The sequence below is a fragment of the Anabaena cylindrica UHCC 0172 genome, from assembly GCF_034931625.1.
GTDB classification, from domain to species: Bacteria; Cyanobacteriota; Cyanobacteriia; order Cyanobacteriales; family Nostocaceae; genus Anabaena; species Anabaena cylindrica_A.
This window is the reverse complement of record NZ_JAYGGY010000078.1, coordinates 1-16,350: the sequence shown is the minus strand read 5'-3', so window position 1 is coordinate 16,350 and position 16,350 is coordinate 1. Positions and strand designations below refer to the sequence as shown.

Here is a 16,350-nt window from a genome sequence, read left to right as displayed (position 1 = left end):
ATCTAAAATACTATTCATTCACTTTATCATTTTCTGCGGCTACTACGACGTGTAGGTGGAGTTGGTTGTGGTGGTTCTTGAGATTTCAAACCATTATCATCAGTCAGAAATTCTACGTCATAATCTTTTTGATGATAATGCCAACCTATGACTACAATACTAGCATCTCCCATCGAAGTTTTTTCTACAGCTTGATTAGGAAATTTATCTGCTAATTTTTTCAATCCTTCCGCGTCCCAAAGTACAATTTGTTCGCTAAAAGCAGCCCAAGGATTGTTTATATCAGCAGCATCAATCATGATTTTTGCAAATCTTTTAGATGTTATCAGTTTACTGTCTGAACTTGTATTTTTAGCTTGTGCAATATGATTACCTGTTTCTATAACTGTAGCTAATGGAAGTACCAAAGTTGTTCCTTTTTCAATTTCTAATTGAATTTTCTCATTGACAAGTTCAAAATCCCATTTATTATTACCCGCAGTTTCTTTTCCTGGAACTTTTAACCAGACACACAATAAAGACGTATCTATTAATAAAACTTTTCTCATGATTTCAATTACTCCCCATGAGAAAGGCTGCGTTCAATTGCGCCTTTAGTTGTCATTTGTCCCAAAGAATATGACGCAAACAATTTTGGGAAGTTATCAATATCTTCTAAAAGAGTAAGTTTACTTTCTCCGGTTTCAGAGTCTCGATGTGCAACAACTACAAATGGAACTATCTCTGAACCAAAAGCATCAAGTAAAGCAGGGTTATGGGTAGTTAGTAAAATATCAATATTGCGTTTAGTGCCAATTTCTTTTAATATTTTTACCAATAATGCTGCACGGGAAGGATGTAAACCATTATCTATTTCTTCAATTACAATTTGACTACCTTCTGGGCGTGTGAGTAATGCTGTGATAATTGCTAAAAAGCGTAATGTTCCATCTGACATAGTTCTAGCATCAATTTCTGTAATTTCTCCAGGTTTCCATTCTTCTTCGCAGTAAAGCATTGCATCTGTTCTAAGTCTACCAACTGGTTCTGCAAATACTTTTTTAATATCACCTTCTGGTAAATCTTTTATGTGGTAAGATAAAGTTGATTCGACTTCTATTTTTTTTTCATCAGATAATGCTGCTAATACACCGGCAATATTTGATCCATCACTTTCCATATTCTCAGAAAGCCGTGAAAAATCACGTATTTTGGAAGGAATGGGATTGAGAATAAAAATATTTTGAATTGTTGCTAATATTTGGGTATATTAGTTATCTAAGCCACCAGACTCTTCATCTAAAAATTCAAACCTTGTAGAAATAGGTTTTTTTTGTAATAAACTATATTTATAATTCAATTTGGATAAATAATAACTATCGGGATTGTGTTGATTATTATTCTGATAATCTTGAATTAGTATAGAATCTTCTAAAATACGAGCGAAAGGTTCTGTTGCTACTTTTATAGTATAAATATAATCACTGTCACCATCTTCTAACTGAACTGAAGCTTTTAGTGAGAATTTATTTTCAGGCTTTCGTGCAGCCCATTCTACACCACCACGAATAGGAGAAAGTGTTTTATCTCCTGCTAAAGCTGTTTCAATTTTCTCGTTATTAGCTATTCTTTGCAAAAATTCCAAAGCTTCAACCACATTAGACTTACCACTTGCATTAGTTCCAATCAGAACCGTCAAAGGATCAAGTGGAAGTTCAGCATAACGAAAACTTTTCCAATTTTCGAGAATGAGTTTTTTAAGCATAATCAACTCCGAAAATATTGCTTATCTTTATCGTAACCAAAATCAACCCCACCCAAAAATCATCAACAACCCTCAGCGAACCTCCGCGCTAACCTCCGCGCCCCTCTGCGTTTCAATTACCTCTTCAATCTTCCTCAACTCACCAGCCCGCCAACTATCAGCAATATCCTTAATAAAACTAGCGAGAGGAATAGCCACTAACAAACCTAAAACGCCGCCCAACTTCGCACCTAACAATAAAGAAATTACTACCCAAACAGGATTTAAACCTGTTAAATTACCCAAAATACGCGGTGCGATAACATTAGAGTTTATTTGATCAATAGCAACAGCTACTCCTAAAACTTCTACCCCTAACCAAAAGTTTTTTAACGCTACCAATAAACTGACTATAGCAATACCTATACCTGTACCAAAAGGAAAGAGAGAAAAAAGACCAATTGCGATGCCAAAAAGTAATGCTAAGGGGACTCGTAGCGCTACAAATGCCAGAGTCACTACCACACCTAATACGGCACCTAATGTTGCTTGACCAATAAAATAGTTTTGAAAATCTTCTCGCAATAAATCTCTAACTTTTGTACCAATATTTCGCGGAAACCATTGATAGATTCCATTCCACAAACTTTCTCCATTTAAGATTAGATAAACGGTTAGGACTAATGTGAGGATGATATTTACTAAAGCGCCAATTGTATCGAAGGCAAAACCAAGTATTTTGCCAGTAAATGACTGAAATTGATTAGAAATTTTTTCTAAAAGCTGAGTTGCTACACCACTTAAATTCAAAGGTAGTTGTTGTGTAGCTGCCCAATTTAAAAATGCTTGTAGTTGATCAGTTCCAGACTCAATCCAGAAGGGAAGAATATTAACTAATTCGTTCAGTTGTTCGAGAATTAATGGTACTAAGATAACACCTACAGCACCCAGAAATATTATAGCTAATAGCAATACTCCCACAATTGCTAAACTACGAGGTACTCCGCGTTTCTGAAAAAATTTAATCGGATAGTTTAAAACAAAAGATAATAAAATTGCAGCAGCAACAACGCTGACTAGGGGTTGAAAATAATGTACAACTTGAATTGATAACCAAGAATTAAGAATGATGATAGGAAAGGCTAAACCTATACTTACCCATTGCGGTAGTTTATTTGCTATTTGCATGAAACTAATTCCATTGTATTTATTAAGTTTTAAATGATCGGGTATCGGCATTGATTGGGAATTATATAATTAGAATATAGAAATTTTTCATTTTTTATTAATAAAGTCCAACATGATTTTTTGATGAGTAGTTCCTAAGGATCTGACTTCATTTGCTATGGCTGAATAACAATTACCTCTGTGAATATCTTCTGGTGTTAATAGTCCCATGTCCCAACCTTCGCTTAAAACTAATTGATCTAATTCCACTAATAATGGTGCTTGAAAAACATGACGGATAACTTTCTCGTCGGAATACATTCCAAATTTGCTAAAAGATGGTAATTCGTAACCAATTTCTTCAATTACTTCTCGCACGAGTGCAATTTCTGGGGTTTCTCCTGGTTCTAAATGTCCTCCAAATAATCCCCAGCAACCAGCAGCAGCGAGATTGGGGATATTGTCGCGTAGCTGCATGAGATATTTGTCGTTTTGGTAGAGAATTACAATTGCTACTTGTGGTATTTGATTATTCATAAATTACTCCTTTGGATAAATTTATTGGGATTTTTTATGTGGAATTACGTGTGTTTGATGGTTTTGTGTGCAGGATAGTAATCCCTTTTTGTTGATTTTCATTATTCTTCTTCTAAATAAATCTCTCCGTACTCTTGACCAGCTAAAGGAATGCTTTTGTATTTTACTTTACCTTTCAACACTACATCTTGTCCCACTTGGAAATTTTTTTGATTTGTCACAACCCAGATTTTGCCTGTTGAGTCAGCGATTTGATATGCTTGCTGTTTAACTAAAGGAGCTTGTTTTTCTACCTTGCCTTGGATGTAAACTGTAGTAGTACGTTTGTCTTGTGCTGGTTTAATTGCCTGAATCGGTGTAACGTTAGCGCCAATTCTCAGATTATTTAAGTTCAATTCCCCAGGTTTTCCGTTACCACAACTACAAAGTCCTAGTACCAGAAAAACGCTTAATCCTTGGTAAAAAGATTTCATAGAAATAAGTTTTGCTTGTTGCCTAAACGCAAGCGATTGAGAGGATTTTTGCATGAATTCTGACCTTGTTACCAGTTTTATCAAGTTTCCATTCATACCAAGTTGTGCTGATTACAGGAAATGGACAGAACAACTGTTTTTAATTTATCCTTTTCTTCTTTATCCTTCAGTTGACGCAGCTAATCTGAGAAAATAGTCATTAGTCATTAGTTATTGGTCATTTGAGATAATTCTCCCCCAGTTCCCAGTTCCTTTACAGGTAAATTTTATGGAAACACAAACTGCCAAACTGCTTGATGGTAAGGCATTAGCTGCTAAAATACATCAAGAATTGGCTGATGCGATCGCACAATTACAACCCAAAATTGGCCGACCTCCTGGTTTAGCAGTGTTGATGGTGGGGGATAATCCCGCATCAGCAGCTTATGTAAGTAATAAAGAAAAAGCCTGCACTAAAGTGGGTATTGCCTCTTTTGGTAAGCATTTTCCTGCCGCAACTACCTTAACAGAGCTAGAGGAAGTAATTAGTGAACTTAACCAAGATGAACGGGTAGATGGGATTTTGGTACAGTTGCCTTTACCTAATCATTTAGACTCAATAGCACTGTTACATCAAATTGCACCCGATAAAGACGCAGATGGACTTCACCCAGTGAACTTAGGAAGACTGGTGCGGGGTGAGTCGGGTTTACGCAGTTGCACCCCCGCTGGTGTCATGCGACTGCTAGAAGAATATAAAATTCCTTTGGTGGGAAAACAAGCAGTGGTGGTAGGACGTAGTATTTTAGTGGGTAAGCCCATGGCCTTGATGCTATTAGAAGCTAATGCCACTGTCACCATAGCCCATTCGCGATCGCATGATTTAAAATCCATCACCCAAAATGCTGATATTCTCATTGCTGCCGCAGGCCTTCCCGGACTCATCACTGCTGAGATGGTGAAACCGGGCGCTGTCGTGGTAGATGTGGGGATAAATCGCATTACTGATAGCAATGGTAAGAGTCGTTTAGTTGGTGACATCGACTTTCAATCAACGGCTAAAGTGGCAGAATATATCACCCCCGTTCCTGGTGGTATCGGGCCAATGACAGTCGCTATGCTATTGCAAAATACAGTTTCTAGCTATTTAAGTGCAACGGGTAATTAGAGTACCGAGTACCGAGTACTGAGTGGTGAGTGGTGAGTGGTGAGTGGTGAGTGTAAAAGCAGTTGGTTTAAGGCTTGGAGTAATCAATGCTTTCTTGACTACCTTGGTAGTTACTATCAGCAGTAATAATTCTAAACTGAGTGTAACTGTAACGATTTAAGATTTTTTTGCTCAAAACCCCTAGTTTCAACTAAAAAATCAAGCTAAAATCCAAAATCGTTCGACTGAGCGCTCACTACGAAATCTAAAATCCAAAAATAAAATTACCAGTGAATCTTTCTGCTCCAGCACACCGTAAAATCTTCATATATATTGCAAGCAACTGAAAATTTTAGGACTCTAGGAATGGTAGCAACGGATAACTTTCAGAAAAAATCAGAGGAAACCAAGTTTAACCTCGCCTCCTATCTCAAAGAACGACAAAAGCTTTGTGACAATGCTTTAGATCAGGCTATTCCTGTCGTTTACCCAGAAAAAATTTATGAAGCCATGCGCTACTCCCTATTAGCCGGAGGTAAGCGCGTGCGTCCCATTCTTTGTCTTGCTACCTCAGAAATGATTGGTGGCACAATTGAAATGGCCATGCCAACGGCTTGTGCAGTGGAAATGATCCACACCATGTCGTTGATTCATGATGACCTCCCCGCAATGGATAATGATGATTACCGTCGCGGTAAATTAACCAATCACAAGGTTTACGGCGAAGATATTGCGATTTTAGCAGGGGATGGCTTATTGGCTTTAGCTTTTGAGTTTGTCGCCACCCAAACACCCCAAAACGTGCCGAGAGAGCGAGCTTTACAAGTAATTGCTCGATTGGGTAAGGCCTTGGGAGCGGCTGGTTTAGTTGGTGGTCAAGTAGTAGATTTAGATTCAGAAGGTAAGTCAGATATTTCCCTGGAAACACTGAATTTTATTCATAACCACAAAACAGCCGCCCTCTTAGAAGCTTGTGTTGTTTGTGGCGGAGTTATTGCTGGTGCATCTGCTGAAGATGTCGAAAAATTAACTCGTTATTCGCAAAATATTGGACTGGCATTCCAAATCATTGATGATATTCTGGATATCACCTCTACCCAAGAGCAACTAGGGAAAACCGCAGGTAAAGACCTCAAAGCCGAGAAAGTCACCTATCCCAGCCTGTGGGGAATTGACGAATCACGGGTAAAAGCCCAACAACTAGTTGAGTCAGCTTGTGCAGAATTGGTATCTTATGGAGACAAAGCCATACCTCTGCAAGCGATCGCTCATTATATAGTTAGTCGCAATCACTAACGTCAAAACCTAAAAAGCAGAAGGCTTTAAATATATCCATCTATTTAACAATTTCTGCTGTACTAGGCGGATTTGGCATTTTGGCTTACATAAAAACTGTTCCTCAACACACAACCACTGCCCATATTTAACTAATTACCTAACCAAAACACCATGCAGGACATAGGCGACATTTTAAACAACAGGGTGCTGCTGGTTGCTCTTGTAGCTTGTTTTGTTGCTCAAGGATTAAAACTCATCTTTGAAGTCATCAAACATCGCAAAATAGATATGCGTGTCTTAGTAACCACCGGAGGTATGCCCAGCGCCCATTCAGCTTTGGTAACAGCCTTAGCCGCTGGTGTCGGACAAACTCTAGGTTGGGCATCTCCTGATTTCGCTGTAGCCGTGATTTTTGCCATCATTGTCATGTACGACGCAGCTGGAGTGCGTCAAGCAGCCGGTAAACAAGCTCGCATACTCAATCAAATGATTGACGAATTATTTCACGAAAAACCAGACTTTAACCAAGACCGTCTCAAGGAATTACTTGGACATACACCAGTTCAAGTCATAGCTGGTGCGGTTTTGGGTGTAGCTATTTATTGGTTATCTAGAGCAGCTTATTAGTTATTAGTCAGACAATTTTGGATTTTAGATTTTGGATTTTAGGTAAGTATTGAGGAATGATCATGAGTTATTTGTCAACTGATAACTGTTTGAAAAAATCACTTGGAACTTACTGCTGAACGCAGTAACATCACTTTTCTACCATCTGCTAAGAGGGCAAAAAACCCACCCTCATTTAATTTTTCTAACGTTTTGTATGCCTCTGTTTGATTGGTAGTATAAACAGCCAATAAATAAGGGCGTTGTCCATAGGAAACAAGACCCACATTACCCCCTACTGCTCTTTGCAAACTACTTGCCATTTCTGGACGATTGAAATAATCTACCAGTACAGCATAACCATCTCCCAAAACTTTAGGATTATAGCTGACTCTCTGATTTGCTAACGGTGGAGAAGTAACTATTGCAGGTGGTGCAATTCTTGCCGGTGTTACTGTTGGTGCTGTGGGTCGAGTAGTGATAATGGCAGATAATCCCACAATATTGTTCACATATTTTGCCCAACGATTAGCATCATCAATCTTGTTAAACCCACCAATCCGCGTTACTGTTTCATTCAGATATTTACACGTAACAGGTTTCAAATCAGATGGTAAAGCACTGCGTAATTGTTGTTGACTACTAGTTGTAGGACTAACAACTAATAAAAGATACTCACCTGTATTAGGAGGTTGACACACAGGAATAGCTTGTTGGGCTAAAACAGAATTAATACCACCAATAAAGGGAGCAATCGCTAATAATAAAGCACTTGTTAAAAAATGAATTCTTTGCACAAACATTGGATACCTGATATTGTGTATTTTACAAGATGTATAAAACTACTTAGGGCTTGCTAAAAAAGTCTTTTCGTTAGGGCTAGGAGTCAGGAGGAAGAATTAGCAAGAGGAAGAATTAGAAGGAGGTAAGAATAGTCTTGAATCGGGTTAAGTGATAGTTTTTTGATGGTATCAACGCTTATTCCTTGCATCTTATTTATATTTTCAACCTTCAAACTATTGATATATAGCGTTTCCTAGTCGAGTGAAGTACAAAATCATCTGCGTTTATCTGCGTCCATCTGCGTTTAATTATTACAACTTGTACCTCACTTGAATGGTAATTGCTATATATAGGTTTTTGCTTTATATGTCTAACGGCACGCTCCGCGAACAGCAAACCCTACTTGTTCTTACCTTTAAATTTGTAGAGGAAGAGCAAATAAACATAAATAAAGATAAACAAATATTTATCATTACTCTCCTCTATCTCAGCAACTGATAAGAAAATATATGGAACTTTATGAAACAGTTGTCAAAGATGCCAAAGGATCAGAAATTGTTGCGGAAGGAGCCGTAAATTCCCCGGTGATTACATACTCTAATCGCAATTTTAACCAAGTAATAAATTGAGAATTAGTAGAAATAATTGCCACCGCAGGTTGAGGACACTTTGCTTTTATCTGCTTCATTTCCGGTGCTTCCAGAAAAGCTGGGTGCTTAACTAACCAAAAATCAATTTCTTTTTCTTGTTCGTGGTAATGACGAGTGCGTTCTTTCAAAACTTCGTGTATTGGTTCTTCTTCGAGTAGAAAGTGTTGACTAGCCAAGACGTAATAGTATGTTTGCATTTTCATATCCTTTGGTTACTATTTAACAATTTATAGGGTACAGGAGCATTTCTGTACCCAAATCAGTTAACTTTTTTTGAATCCCTTAAACCAAGAACTAAAGGGACAACCACCACCATTTTTTTCCTTGCTTTCACTATTTACTAGTTTGCCACCTGCTGTCAGTTTCTCCAAAAACAGGTTGTTGTCAAAATAGTGTTCCAAGGATATAACTTTTAAATCATCGGTGACACGAGCTACACTCATACCGATAATTTCCACTGTCTCCCCAGTCGGTGCAAACTCTTTGTAAGCACCCTGGAAATGTCCCCAGTGTCGCCACTTGAACGTAACAATAGGTGGGGCTGAATAAACTTCCAGCACTTCCCAAGGAAAACCTTGAGGAAATGTACTGTGAAAGATTTTAGCCGATGATTCAAAACTTTCTTCAGAAGCTTTGTAATGTTCGGAATCAGCCATAAATAGGTTATAAGTACCCTGGGCAGATAAATCGGCTGCGGTGTACTCTTGACCCCCATTAGTACTGGCTCGAAACTGATCATTAGCAATAGATAACCATTGCTGGGGGTTACTTTTGAAAGATACCTCCATTTCCAAGGTTCTCACCAAGTTCTGCACGATCGCTTCTAGTGTACCGTCTAAGTGATTACAGATACTCTCTTTAGCCAGATTTTCTTTTGAACGACTATAATCTGGTGGTGTCTGATAACGCCATTGGGCATGAGTACTGTATGCAATCACTGTATCCCGATCCTGTACCCAAAGCGGCAGGTTGTTAGACTGTGTGGAAGTCATAGAAGTCTGAGTTTTACAAATGTGACTTTATTTTTTCTAGGATTTCGCAGCTAACACCCCTCGGAGGCAAAAGGCAGAGGGCAGGGGGCAGAGGGCAGGGGAAAGATAAATATTTACCAATTACCAATTACCAATTACCAATTACCAATTACCCATTACCAATTACCCAGTATGGCTTGTTTCATCTCTCGGACTGCTCTTTCCATTCCTACCAAAGCTGCCCGACTGATGATAGTATGACCAATGTTGAGTTCTTCCATGCCTGGAAGCGCCGCTACGGGGTAAACATTCCAGTATGTGAGTCCATGTCCGGCATTGACCCGCAACCCTGCTTTAATCGCTTGCTCGCAACCTTGCGCTAATAAAGCTAATTCACGTTGGCGAGTTGTTTCGTCTTTGGCTTCTGCATATTGCCCTGTGTGTAGTTCAATAAACTTAGCTTGCACCTTGACAGAAGCTTCTATTTGTGCTGTTTCGGCATCAATAAACAGACTTACGGGAATGCCAGCACTTTGCAGTTTATCAACTATTTCACCTATTCTAGCAACTTGCCCGACAATATTCAAACCGCCTTCTGTGGTGACTTCTTCGCGTTTTTCGGGTACTAATGTTACATAATTGGGTTTGATGTCGAGAGCAATTCCCAACATTTCATCAGTTGCAGCCATTTCTAAGTTTAAGTGCGATCGCACCGTTTGCCTTAAAATTCGCACATCTCTATCTTGAATATGTCTTCTATCTTCCCGTAAATGTACGGTAATTCCATCTGCACCTGCTAATTCTGCCAACACCGCAGCCGCCACAGGATCTGGTTCTACTGTCCGTCTAGCTTGGCGAATGGTAGCGATATGGTCAATATTTACACCGAGTGTAGGCACGCCTGGGTTCTCCTGTTTCACTATCTTTCAGATGTTGATTTTACAGGAAATACCTACTGGAGGTGAATGTGAAAGTTAGATTTTAAATTTTGGTCATATTATAAAGAAAGACAATTCTCAAAAAATTGACAATCTCTGAGGCAATATGCTTTTAGAACTGCAACAAATTATTGTCAACCAACTGTGATACTCAATGAAAAAGGTACATTCGTTACTTTAATGGTTTCACTTTGCGGAAGGTTTTGACTTTTATCAAATGCTAAATTTTTATCAAGCGAGAGACTAGCTACTCGTTGTGGTCAAACTGCGCCTTCTTTGCTTCCAGAAGCTACTGCTTGTTCTGATGATTCTGAAAAGTTGAAAGCTGCCTAATTTTATTGCTTGATTTTCTGGGTGGTTTTTCGTCTTCTTTACACCCCCTGAACGGTTACGAGAAATGAGGATTTATAAATACTTTGAGTCTTGATTTTGTAAAGATTTAGCACTGCTAAACCTTTACATTATATGATATTAAAATTCCCCAGCTAATGCGGGAACACATCTTTCACACAGTAAAGGATGTTCTTCAGATTCACCAACATGAGTAGAATAGTTCCAACAGCGATCGCATTTTTCACCATCTGCGTTTACTATGCCTATAGTCCAATCTTCTGTGGTGGTGGTATATTTCAGCCCGGAAATCTTGGTAGCGGCATCTAAAATTTCCACTTGGGAAGTCAGCAATAAATACCGCAATTCATCAATACCATTACCCTGCAAGGGATTGAAACCTTGGATAGCTTCGCGTAACTGTTTATGAGGAATATGCAGTAAAACCTTCGCTTCCAAGGAAGAACCAATCATTTTTTCTATCCGCGCTTGTTCTAAAACCTTATTAACATCGTTGCGGAGTGTACGCAGAGTATCCCAAAATTCGGCTAAATCTTCATTTTCCCATTCCTCATCTACCTGCACCCAACCAGCCTCAAACACTGACTTAGAGGGCATTTCGTAGGGGATAAATTGCCAGATATCCTCAGCAGTATGACATAAAACTGGTGCGATCGCTCTCGCCAAATTCTCCAAAGCAATCTGCAACACCGTTTGACAACTACGACGACGGAAAGCATCAGCAGCACTTATATACAATCTATCCTTCGCAACATCTAAATAGAAATTCGACAAATCCACAACACAGAAATTCTGCACAGTTTGGAAAAAGCGGAAAAACTGGAAACTATCAAAAGCTTCCGTCACCTCATTAAACACCTCACGAATGCGGTGCAACATATACTTATCTAAATCTGGCAAATCATCAAAATCTACAGCATCTTTTTGAGGATCAAAATCATGCAAACTACCCAACAAAAACCGTGCCGTATTGCGAATCTTATTTCTCACATCAGCTAATTGCTTAATGATGTTACCACCCAACCGGACATCACCAGAATAATCAACCGAAGAAACCCACAACCGCAAAACATCTGCACCATAAGCAGGTTCTTTCTTCTGGTCTTTTCCACCGTTAATCATAACTTGGGGATCAACCACATTCCCTACCGATTTACTCATTTTTCGTCCATTTTCATCCAAGACAAAACCATGAGTTAAAACCGTTTTATAAGGTGCAATACCATTAACTGCCACACTAGTTAAAAGAGAAGATTGAAACCAACCCCGATGTTGATCAGAACCTTCCAAATACATATCGACAGGATAGCATAACTCCGGTCTTTGCTTGGCTACCGCTGCCCAAGAAGAACCAGAATCAAACCAGACATCCATCGTGTCCGTACCTCTGCGGTAACTCTTGCCATTATTGCGATATTGTTCCGGTAACAACTCCGCCACCGACAACTCCCACCAAGCATCCGAACCCTTCTCGGCAATGATAGCTTGAACGTGGTTAATAGTTTCCTCATTGAGCAAAACTTCCCCAGTTGCTTCATCATAAAACACCGGAATAGGAACACCCCAAGAACGCTGACGAGAAATACACCAATCGGATCTTTCTGCAACCATAGGTGTAATTCTATTCTCACCTTGTGCGGGAATCCAACGCACAGATGAAATAGCCTTTAAAGCATCTTCCCGAAAACCAGCCACAGAAGCAAACCATTGTTCAGTAGCCCGGAAGATAGTCGGTTTCTTCGTTCTCCAATCATAAGGATACTTGTGAGGATAAGCTTCCTCCTTCAACAGAGAACCCGCTTCATTCAAAGCGTCAATAATCGCTTGATTCCCCTCACCCAAAACATTCAAGCCAGCAAACTTACCAGCTTCATCCGTAAAATTCCCACTATCATCAACAGGAGCAAGAATCGGCAAACCGTAACGCTGACCAACAATGTAGTCTTCCTGACCATGACCAGGCGCAGTATGTACCAACCCAGTTCCTGACTCAGTAGTGATATAATCACCACCAACCACCACCGGACTTTCACGGTCAAAAAGAGGATGACGATAAATAGTACCTTCCAAATCCTGACCAGAAAAACGCACCTTCACAGTCAACTCAGCATCCAACTTAGCAGCTAACGTTTCCACCAACTCAGCCGCAACAATCAGATATCTGCATTCCCTTTGCGCCTTTGCGCCTTTGCGTGAGACCTCCACCACCGCATATTCCAACGCACCATTCACAGCCACAGCCAAATTACCGGGAATAGTCCAGGGTGTAGTAGTCCACACAGCCACGCCTAAATCAGGTAAGAAAGCATCCAAACTAGCTTTCAACCCTTCGGAAACCTTCACCACCGGGAAAGCCGCGTAAATACTGCGAGAAACGTGACCTTCAGGATATTCTAACTCAGCTTCTGCTAAAGCGGTTTTAGAACTAGGACTCCAATGCACAGGCTTTAAACCGCGATAAATATAACCTTTGAGGAACATTTCCCCAAATACGCCAATTTGCGCGGCTTCGTATTCTGGTTTTAAGGTTAAATAAGGATTTTCCCAATCACCCCAAATCCCGTAACGTTTAAAGCCTTCCCGTTGTTCATCAACAGTCTTCAGTGCGAACTCTTTGGCTTTTTGTCGCAATTGCAAAGGTGTGAGATTTTGCCGTTCTGCCTGTTTCATATTTTGCAGAACTTTCAACTCAATCGGCAATCCGTGACAATCCCAGCCAGGAACGTAGCGAATTTTACGACCTTGTAGGAGTTGGTAACGGTTAATAATATCTTTGAGAATCTTATTTAAGGCATGACCAATATGCAACTGGCCGTTAGCATAGGGAGGTCCATCGTGCAGTATAAATAATTCGCCGGGGTTGTTTTCTGAAAGTTGAGAATAAATGTTATTTTCTGCCCAGAATTTTTGGATTTCGGGTTCGCGCTTGATTGCGTTTGCCCGCATATCGAAGTTAGTCTTGGGTAAGTTGACGGTATCTTTGTATTTTCCAGTTTCGGTCACAGTTTCATGCCTAAATGTAGGTGTGCAGGTTATCCGATCAATTATAAATCGTAGGTTGGGTTGAAGAACGAAACCCAACAACGCTTATTAGTATTTTGGAGTTAATTTTTTGTTTTTGCAGGTTTACAATATATAAAGTTACCCACAATAGACTTATGACACTAACCCTCAGCTTACCACCAGAATTAGAACAGTATTTAATACAGGAAGCACAACAGCAAGGACTGTCTGTGGAAACTTATGCACTGCAACTTATTCAAAAATCTATTTTCCAATTAGAGAAAAATTCATCTCTTGAAGAAACACCCACAGAAATTGTCATTGAAGGTATTCATCAGGGAATAAAAGAAGCATTAAGTGGACAAACTATACCCCTTTCACAAATGTGGGAAGGAATAGATGCAGAATAATGAACCACTATCAATTGAAATTGCTCTTACTCCTCGTTTTCAAAGAGATTTGCGAGAACTAGCTAAACGCTATCGTTCCATTCGTAGTGATATTCAACCTTTAATTGATCAACTACAAGCAGGTGAAATTCCTGGAGATAGAATTGCGGGTGTTAAATATCAAGTTTTCAAAGTTCGTATTAAAAATAGTAACATTCAAAAAGGAAAAAGTGGAGGATATAGAGTGATTTATTATCTAAAAAATGCTCAAGGAATTATACTCACTACAATTTATTCTAAATCTGATCTGACAGATGTGAATAATGAAATAATTGAACAAGCAATAGCTCAATATGAAGAAGAAAATACAATTCCAGATCAATAAAAATACAAAATTTAACTACTTGAGTAAATTTTTCATTTTCATCTAAAAATTCATCCTCTAGTTTTGGTCTTCTTCTTTTTTCAATAAACTGTATTGTTAACCGATAACCTATTGTTGCAGAAACAATACTTTCTCTCAGTTCTTGTAGATTTTGTTTTTGTGTCGAGACTTTCAAAAATTTTGCAAAAGACTCTAGAGATTTTTTTGTAGAGAAAGACGATTTTAAAAAGTCTAATCCCTCTTCTTTTGAATTTAACTCATCTAATCTTTGTGAAAGTTGAGTATAGTCTAAATTTTCATATTGATGAGTTTTATCAATAGGTTTGCGAGATGAAATATCTTTCTTTTTAACAGCTTTTGGATAAGAACAATTTACCCTAAGTTGAGCGTTACCTTGCAAAATATCATTTTTTTGCTCATCATTAAATTTTATCCATTGTTTTCCGAATAATTCAATTACTTCCTTTGGAATATCATTGTGATGTTCGTTGTTAACTTGGTAGTTATTCATAGTATTTTCTAGCAATCTAATTAATCAAATATTCAAATTCATCTACCATTTCTTTAATTTCTTTAACAATATGTGATGGTGAAGATGAACCTAAAACAACAGGAGTTGCGTTTTCTGGGGCTGTTGCAAATATGTTTTGAGACTCTCTAATAAAAGCATCAAAAATCTTTATTTTTTGCTCTTTTACAACATTATCCATGAATCTTTGATGAGCATTAATTGGTCGTTCAGCATGAACCTTTACCATTGTAAATACTACTCCAATAATTTTAGGAGAAATCACTGGAATGTTAGCTTTTTTTGTATAGTCATTATACTCTTCGACAAAATCCGTAACACTTTTCTTTAAATATGATATGCCTAATATTGATAGATAGTCCGGCCTTGATGGTATTAAGATGTAGTTACTAGCTGCTATAGATGTTTTAGTGACAATGTTGAAATTGGGAGGGCAGTCAATTAAAACAAAGTCATAGTTTGATTGTAATTTTTCTAATCCTTTAGAAATTGAACTAAAACAATTGAAGTATCTTTCTGCTTGTTCATGTCTGTCAATTCCTCCTGCCAAAATACCAGCAAGTTTCATATCAATATTAATTAATTCTAAGTGAGAAGCAATTAAATGTAATGAACCTTTTCCACCCTGTTCTTGTATTTTTTTATTAATGTTACTTGGATTAACTCTCACATCACTAAATGATTTAGAATTAGCAATAGGCTTTATTAATGAAGTAAAAAATGTCTTTAACGTCAGTTCTTTTTCTTCAAACCAATCCCATTTATCGAAATTAAAAAAGGAAAATGTTAAACTGCACTGAGGATCAGCATCAATTAATAACACTCGATACCCTCTACAGGCTAATTCCGTTCCCAGATTAGCGGTGATAGTGGTTTTGCCAACGCCACCTTTATAGTTAATAATAGATACTACTTTCATACTGGAATTGAAGTGAATTTTGCAAAAGAGATATAGTTGGGGATTAAAACCCGTGTTCAAATTATACCACTAAGCTTCCGCAAATGGCATGGCAAATGTAGGTTGGGTTGAGGAACGAAACCCAACATCACCCATTAGACATCTCCGAAAACTGTCAAACTCCTACTATGAATACTTTTTGGAAAGCGATTGCTAACTGCAAATATCCTCACGTTCTACACTAGAATAAGCATTACAGATGTGTGCTGTTGGGAATTAGACAAAAATATTATCTCTTCTTTGATAATTTTATTGTTCATAATTCGATGTTCTCATAACTAGAAGATAAATGTTCCAATTCGTAATCTAACAAGTCCACAAATTATCATAATTATCTGCTCATACTTATGTGAATTCAATCTGAATCTTTCTTGAGCTACTCTAAATATCTTGACTAAACGAATTACGTGTTCAACAAAGATTCGTTCAGAAGCTAGTTCTTTGTTTTTTTCTTTCTGTTCGGAAGTTAATTCTTGTTTTCTA

At 38.3% G+C, this 16,350-nt stretch carries 17 protein-coding genes and 1 pseudogene; 5 read left to right on the top strand and 13 right to left on the bottom strand.

Annotated features, from left to right (window positions below; all coding sequences use genetic code 11):
• Positions 1-26: 26 nt before the first annotated feature.
• The 5 genes and pseudogenes from VB713_RS14010 to VB713_RS13985 all read right to left on the bottom strand — a co-directional run bounded on the left by VB713_RS14010 (position 27) and on the right by VB713_RS13985 (position 3,900).
• Entirely contained in the window at positions 27-548 is a 522-nt protein-coding gene (locus tag VB713_RS14010) for a hypothetical protein (RefSeq protein ID WP_323312133.1), read from the bottom strand.
• 8 nt (positions 549-556) lie between these two features.
• A pseudogene (locus tag VB713_RS28265) lies at positions 557-1,744 on the bottom strand (AAA family ATPase).
• Positions 1,745-1,816: 72 nt separating this feature from the next.
• Complete coding sequence (locus tag VB713_RS13995) at positions 1,817-2,911, bottom strand: AI-2E family transporter (protein WP_323312130.1); 1,095 nt, start codon at positions 2,909-2,911, stop codon at positions 1,817-1,819.
• 87 nt (positions 2,912-2,998) lie between these two features.
• Positions 2,999-3,427 carry an NUDIX hydrolase gene (locus VB713_RS13990; RefSeq protein ID WP_323312129.1) on the bottom strand — a complete coding sequence of 143 codons (429 nt, stop codon included), beginning with the start codon at positions 3,425-3,427 and terminating at the stop codon, positions 2,999-3,001.
• 101 nt (positions 3,428-3,528) lie between these two features.
• Positions 3,529-3,900, bottom strand: coding sequence for a hypothetical protein (locus tag VB713_RS13985; protein ID WP_323312128.1), 372 nt, complete (start codon positions 3,898-3,900; stop codon positions 3,529-3,531).
• A 268-nt stretch (positions 3,901-4,168) separates the two neighbouring features.
• On the opposite strand from VB713_RS13985, the gene folD reads away from it, so the two are divergent.
• The 3 genes from folD (at position 4,169) to VB713_RS13970 (ending at position 6,931) form a co-directional block, all read left to right on the top strand.
• A complete protein-coding gene (gene folD / locus VB713_RS13980) occupies positions 4,169-5,047 on the top strand; it encodes a bifunctional methylenetetrahydrofolate dehydrogenase/methenyltetrahydrofolate cyclohydrolase FolD (RefSeq protein ID WP_323312127.1) in 879 nt (292 codons plus the stop codon).
• A 345-nt stretch (positions 5,048-5,392) separates the two neighbouring features.
• Complete coding sequence (crtE, locus tag VB713_RS13975; RefSeq protein WP_323312126.1) at positions 5,393-6,322, top strand: geranylgeranyl diphosphate synthase CrtE; 930 nt, start codon at positions 5,393-5,395, stop codon at positions 6,320-6,322.
• 153 nt (positions 6,323-6,475) lie between these two features.
• A complete protein-coding gene (locus VB713_RS13970) occupies positions 6,476-6,931 on the top strand; it encodes a divergent PAP2 family protein (RefSeq protein WP_323312125.1) in 456 nt (151 codons plus the stop codon).
• Between the two features lie 98 nt (positions 6,932-7,029).
• Here the strand turns inward: VB713_RS13970 and VB713_RS13965 are convergent, their stop codons facing one another.
• The 5 genes from VB713_RS13965 to ileS all read right to left on the bottom strand — a co-directional run bounded on the left by VB713_RS13965 (position 7,030) and on the right by ileS (position 13,606).
• Entirely contained in the window at positions 7,030-7,713 is a 684-nt protein-coding gene (locus VB713_RS13965; RefSeq protein ID WP_323312124.1) for a hypothetical protein, read from the bottom strand.
• Positions 7,714-8,210: 497 nt separating this feature from the next.
• Complete coding sequence (locus VB713_RS13960; protein WP_323312123.1) at positions 8,211-8,540, bottom strand: MgPME-cyclase complex family protein; 330 nt, start codon at positions 8,538-8,540, stop codon at positions 8,211-8,213.
• A gap of 66 nt (positions 8,541-8,606) precedes the next feature.
• Positions 8,607-9,335 carry a SnoaL-like polyketide cyclase gene (locus VB713_RS13955; RefSeq protein ID WP_323312122.1) on the bottom strand — a complete coding sequence of 243 codons (729 nt, stop codon included), beginning with the start codon at positions 9,333-9,335 and terminating at the stop codon, positions 8,607-8,609.
• 155 nt (positions 9,336-9,490) lie between these two features.
• Complete coding sequence (locus VB713_RS13950; protein WP_323312121.1) at positions 9,491-10,213, bottom strand: pyridoxine 5'-phosphate synthase; 723 nt, start codon at positions 10,211-10,213, stop codon at positions 9,491-9,493.
• Between the two features lie 510 nt (positions 10,214-10,723).
• Positions 10,724-13,606 carry an isoleucine--tRNA ligase gene (gene ileS, locus VB713_RS13945; protein WP_323312120.1) on the bottom strand — a complete coding sequence of 961 codons (2,883 nt, stop codon included), beginning with the start codon at positions 13,604-13,606 and terminating at the stop codon, positions 10,724-10,726.
• A gap of 155 nt (positions 13,607-13,761) precedes the next feature.
• Here ileS and VB713_RS13940 point away from each other — a divergent pair, with 155 nt between their 5' ends.
• Together VB713_RS13940 and VB713_RS13935 are read left to right on the top strand one after the other, a co-directional pair.
• Complete coding sequence (locus tag VB713_RS13940; protein ID WP_323312119.1) at positions 13,762-14,016, top strand: hypothetical protein; 255 nt, start codon at positions 13,762-13,764, stop codon at positions 14,014-14,016.
• Complete coding sequence (locus VB713_RS13935; protein ID WP_323312118.1) at positions 14,006-14,380, top strand: type II toxin-antitoxin system RelE/ParE family toxin; 375 nt, start codon at positions 14,006-14,008, stop codon at positions 14,378-14,380. Before VB713_RS13940 ends, VB713_RS13935 begins: the two co-directional genes overlap by 11 nt.
• Here the strand turns inward: VB713_RS13935 and VB713_RS13930 are convergent.
• The 3 genes from VB713_RS13930 to VB713_RS13920 form a co-directional block, all read right to left on the bottom strand.
• Positions 14,292-14,891, bottom strand: a complete 600-nt coding sequence (locus tag VB713_RS13930) for a hypothetical protein (protein WP_323312117.1) — start codon at positions 14,889-14,891, stop codon at positions 14,292-14,294. The genes VB713_RS13935 and VB713_RS13930 overlap by 89 nt on opposite strands.
• 16 nt (positions 14,892-14,907) lie before the next feature.
• A complete protein-coding gene (locus VB713_RS13925) occupies positions 14,908-15,828 on the bottom strand; it encodes a ParA family protein (RefSeq protein ID WP_323312115.1) in 921 nt (306 codons plus the stop codon).
• A 317-nt stretch (positions 15,829-16,145) separates the two neighbouring features.
• A partial coding sequence (locus tag VB713_RS13920) for a transposase family protein (RefSeq protein ID WP_323312114.1) occupies positions 16,146-16,350 on the bottom strand: 205 nt, incomplete at its 5' end.

Coding starts and splice junctions, on each gene's coding strand:
- VB713_RS14010 (WP_323312133.1), bottom strand. CDS start 548: ATGAGAAAAGTTTTATTAATAGATACGTCTTTATTGTGTGTCTGGTTA.
- VB713_RS13995 (WP_323312130.1), bottom strand. CDS start 2,911: ATGCAAATAGCAAATAAACTACCGCAATGGGTAAGTATAGGTTTAGCC.
- VB713_RS13990 (WP_323312129.1), bottom strand. CDS start 3,427: ATGAATAATCAAATACCACAAGTAGCAATTGTAATTCTCTACCAAAAC.
- VB713_RS13985 (WP_323312128.1), bottom strand. CDS start 3,900: ATGAAATCTTTTTACCAAGGATTAAGCGTTTTTCTGGTACTAGGACTT.
- folD (WP_323312127.1), top strand. CDS start 4,169: ATGGAAACACAAACTGCCAAACTGCTTGATGGTAAGGCATTAGCTGCT.
- crtE (WP_323312126.1), top strand. CDS start 5,393: ATGGTAGCAACGGATAACTTTCAGAAAAAATCAGAGGAAACCAAGTTT.
- VB713_RS13970 (WP_323312125.1), top strand. CDS start 6,476: ATGCAGGACATAGGCGACATTTTAAACAACAGGGTGCTGCTGGTTGCT.
- VB713_RS13965 (WP_323312124.1), bottom strand. CDS start 7,713: ATGTTTGTGCAAAGAATTCATTTTTTAACAAGTGCTTTATTATTAGCG.
- VB713_RS13960 (WP_323312123.1), bottom strand. CDS start 8,540: ATGCAAACATACTATTACGTCTTGGCTAGTCAACACTTTCTACTCGAA.
- VB713_RS13955 (WP_323312122.1), bottom strand. CDS start 9,335: ATGACTTCCACACAGTCTAACAACCTGCCGCTTTGGGTACAGGATCGG.
- VB713_RS13940 (WP_323312119.1), top strand. CDS start 13,762: ATGACACTAACCCTCAGCTTACCACCAGAATTAGAACAGTATTTAATA.
- VB713_RS13935 (WP_323312118.1), top strand. CDS start 14,006: ATGCAGAATAATGAACCACTATCAATTGAAATTGCTCTTACTCCTCGT.
- VB713_RS13930 (WP_323312117.1), bottom strand. CDS start 14,891: ATGAATAACTACCAAGTTAACAACGAACATCACAATGATATTCCAAAG.
- VB713_RS13925 (WP_323312115.1), bottom strand. CDS start 15,828: ATGAAAGTAGTATCTATTATTAACTATAAAGGTGGCGTTGGCAAAACC.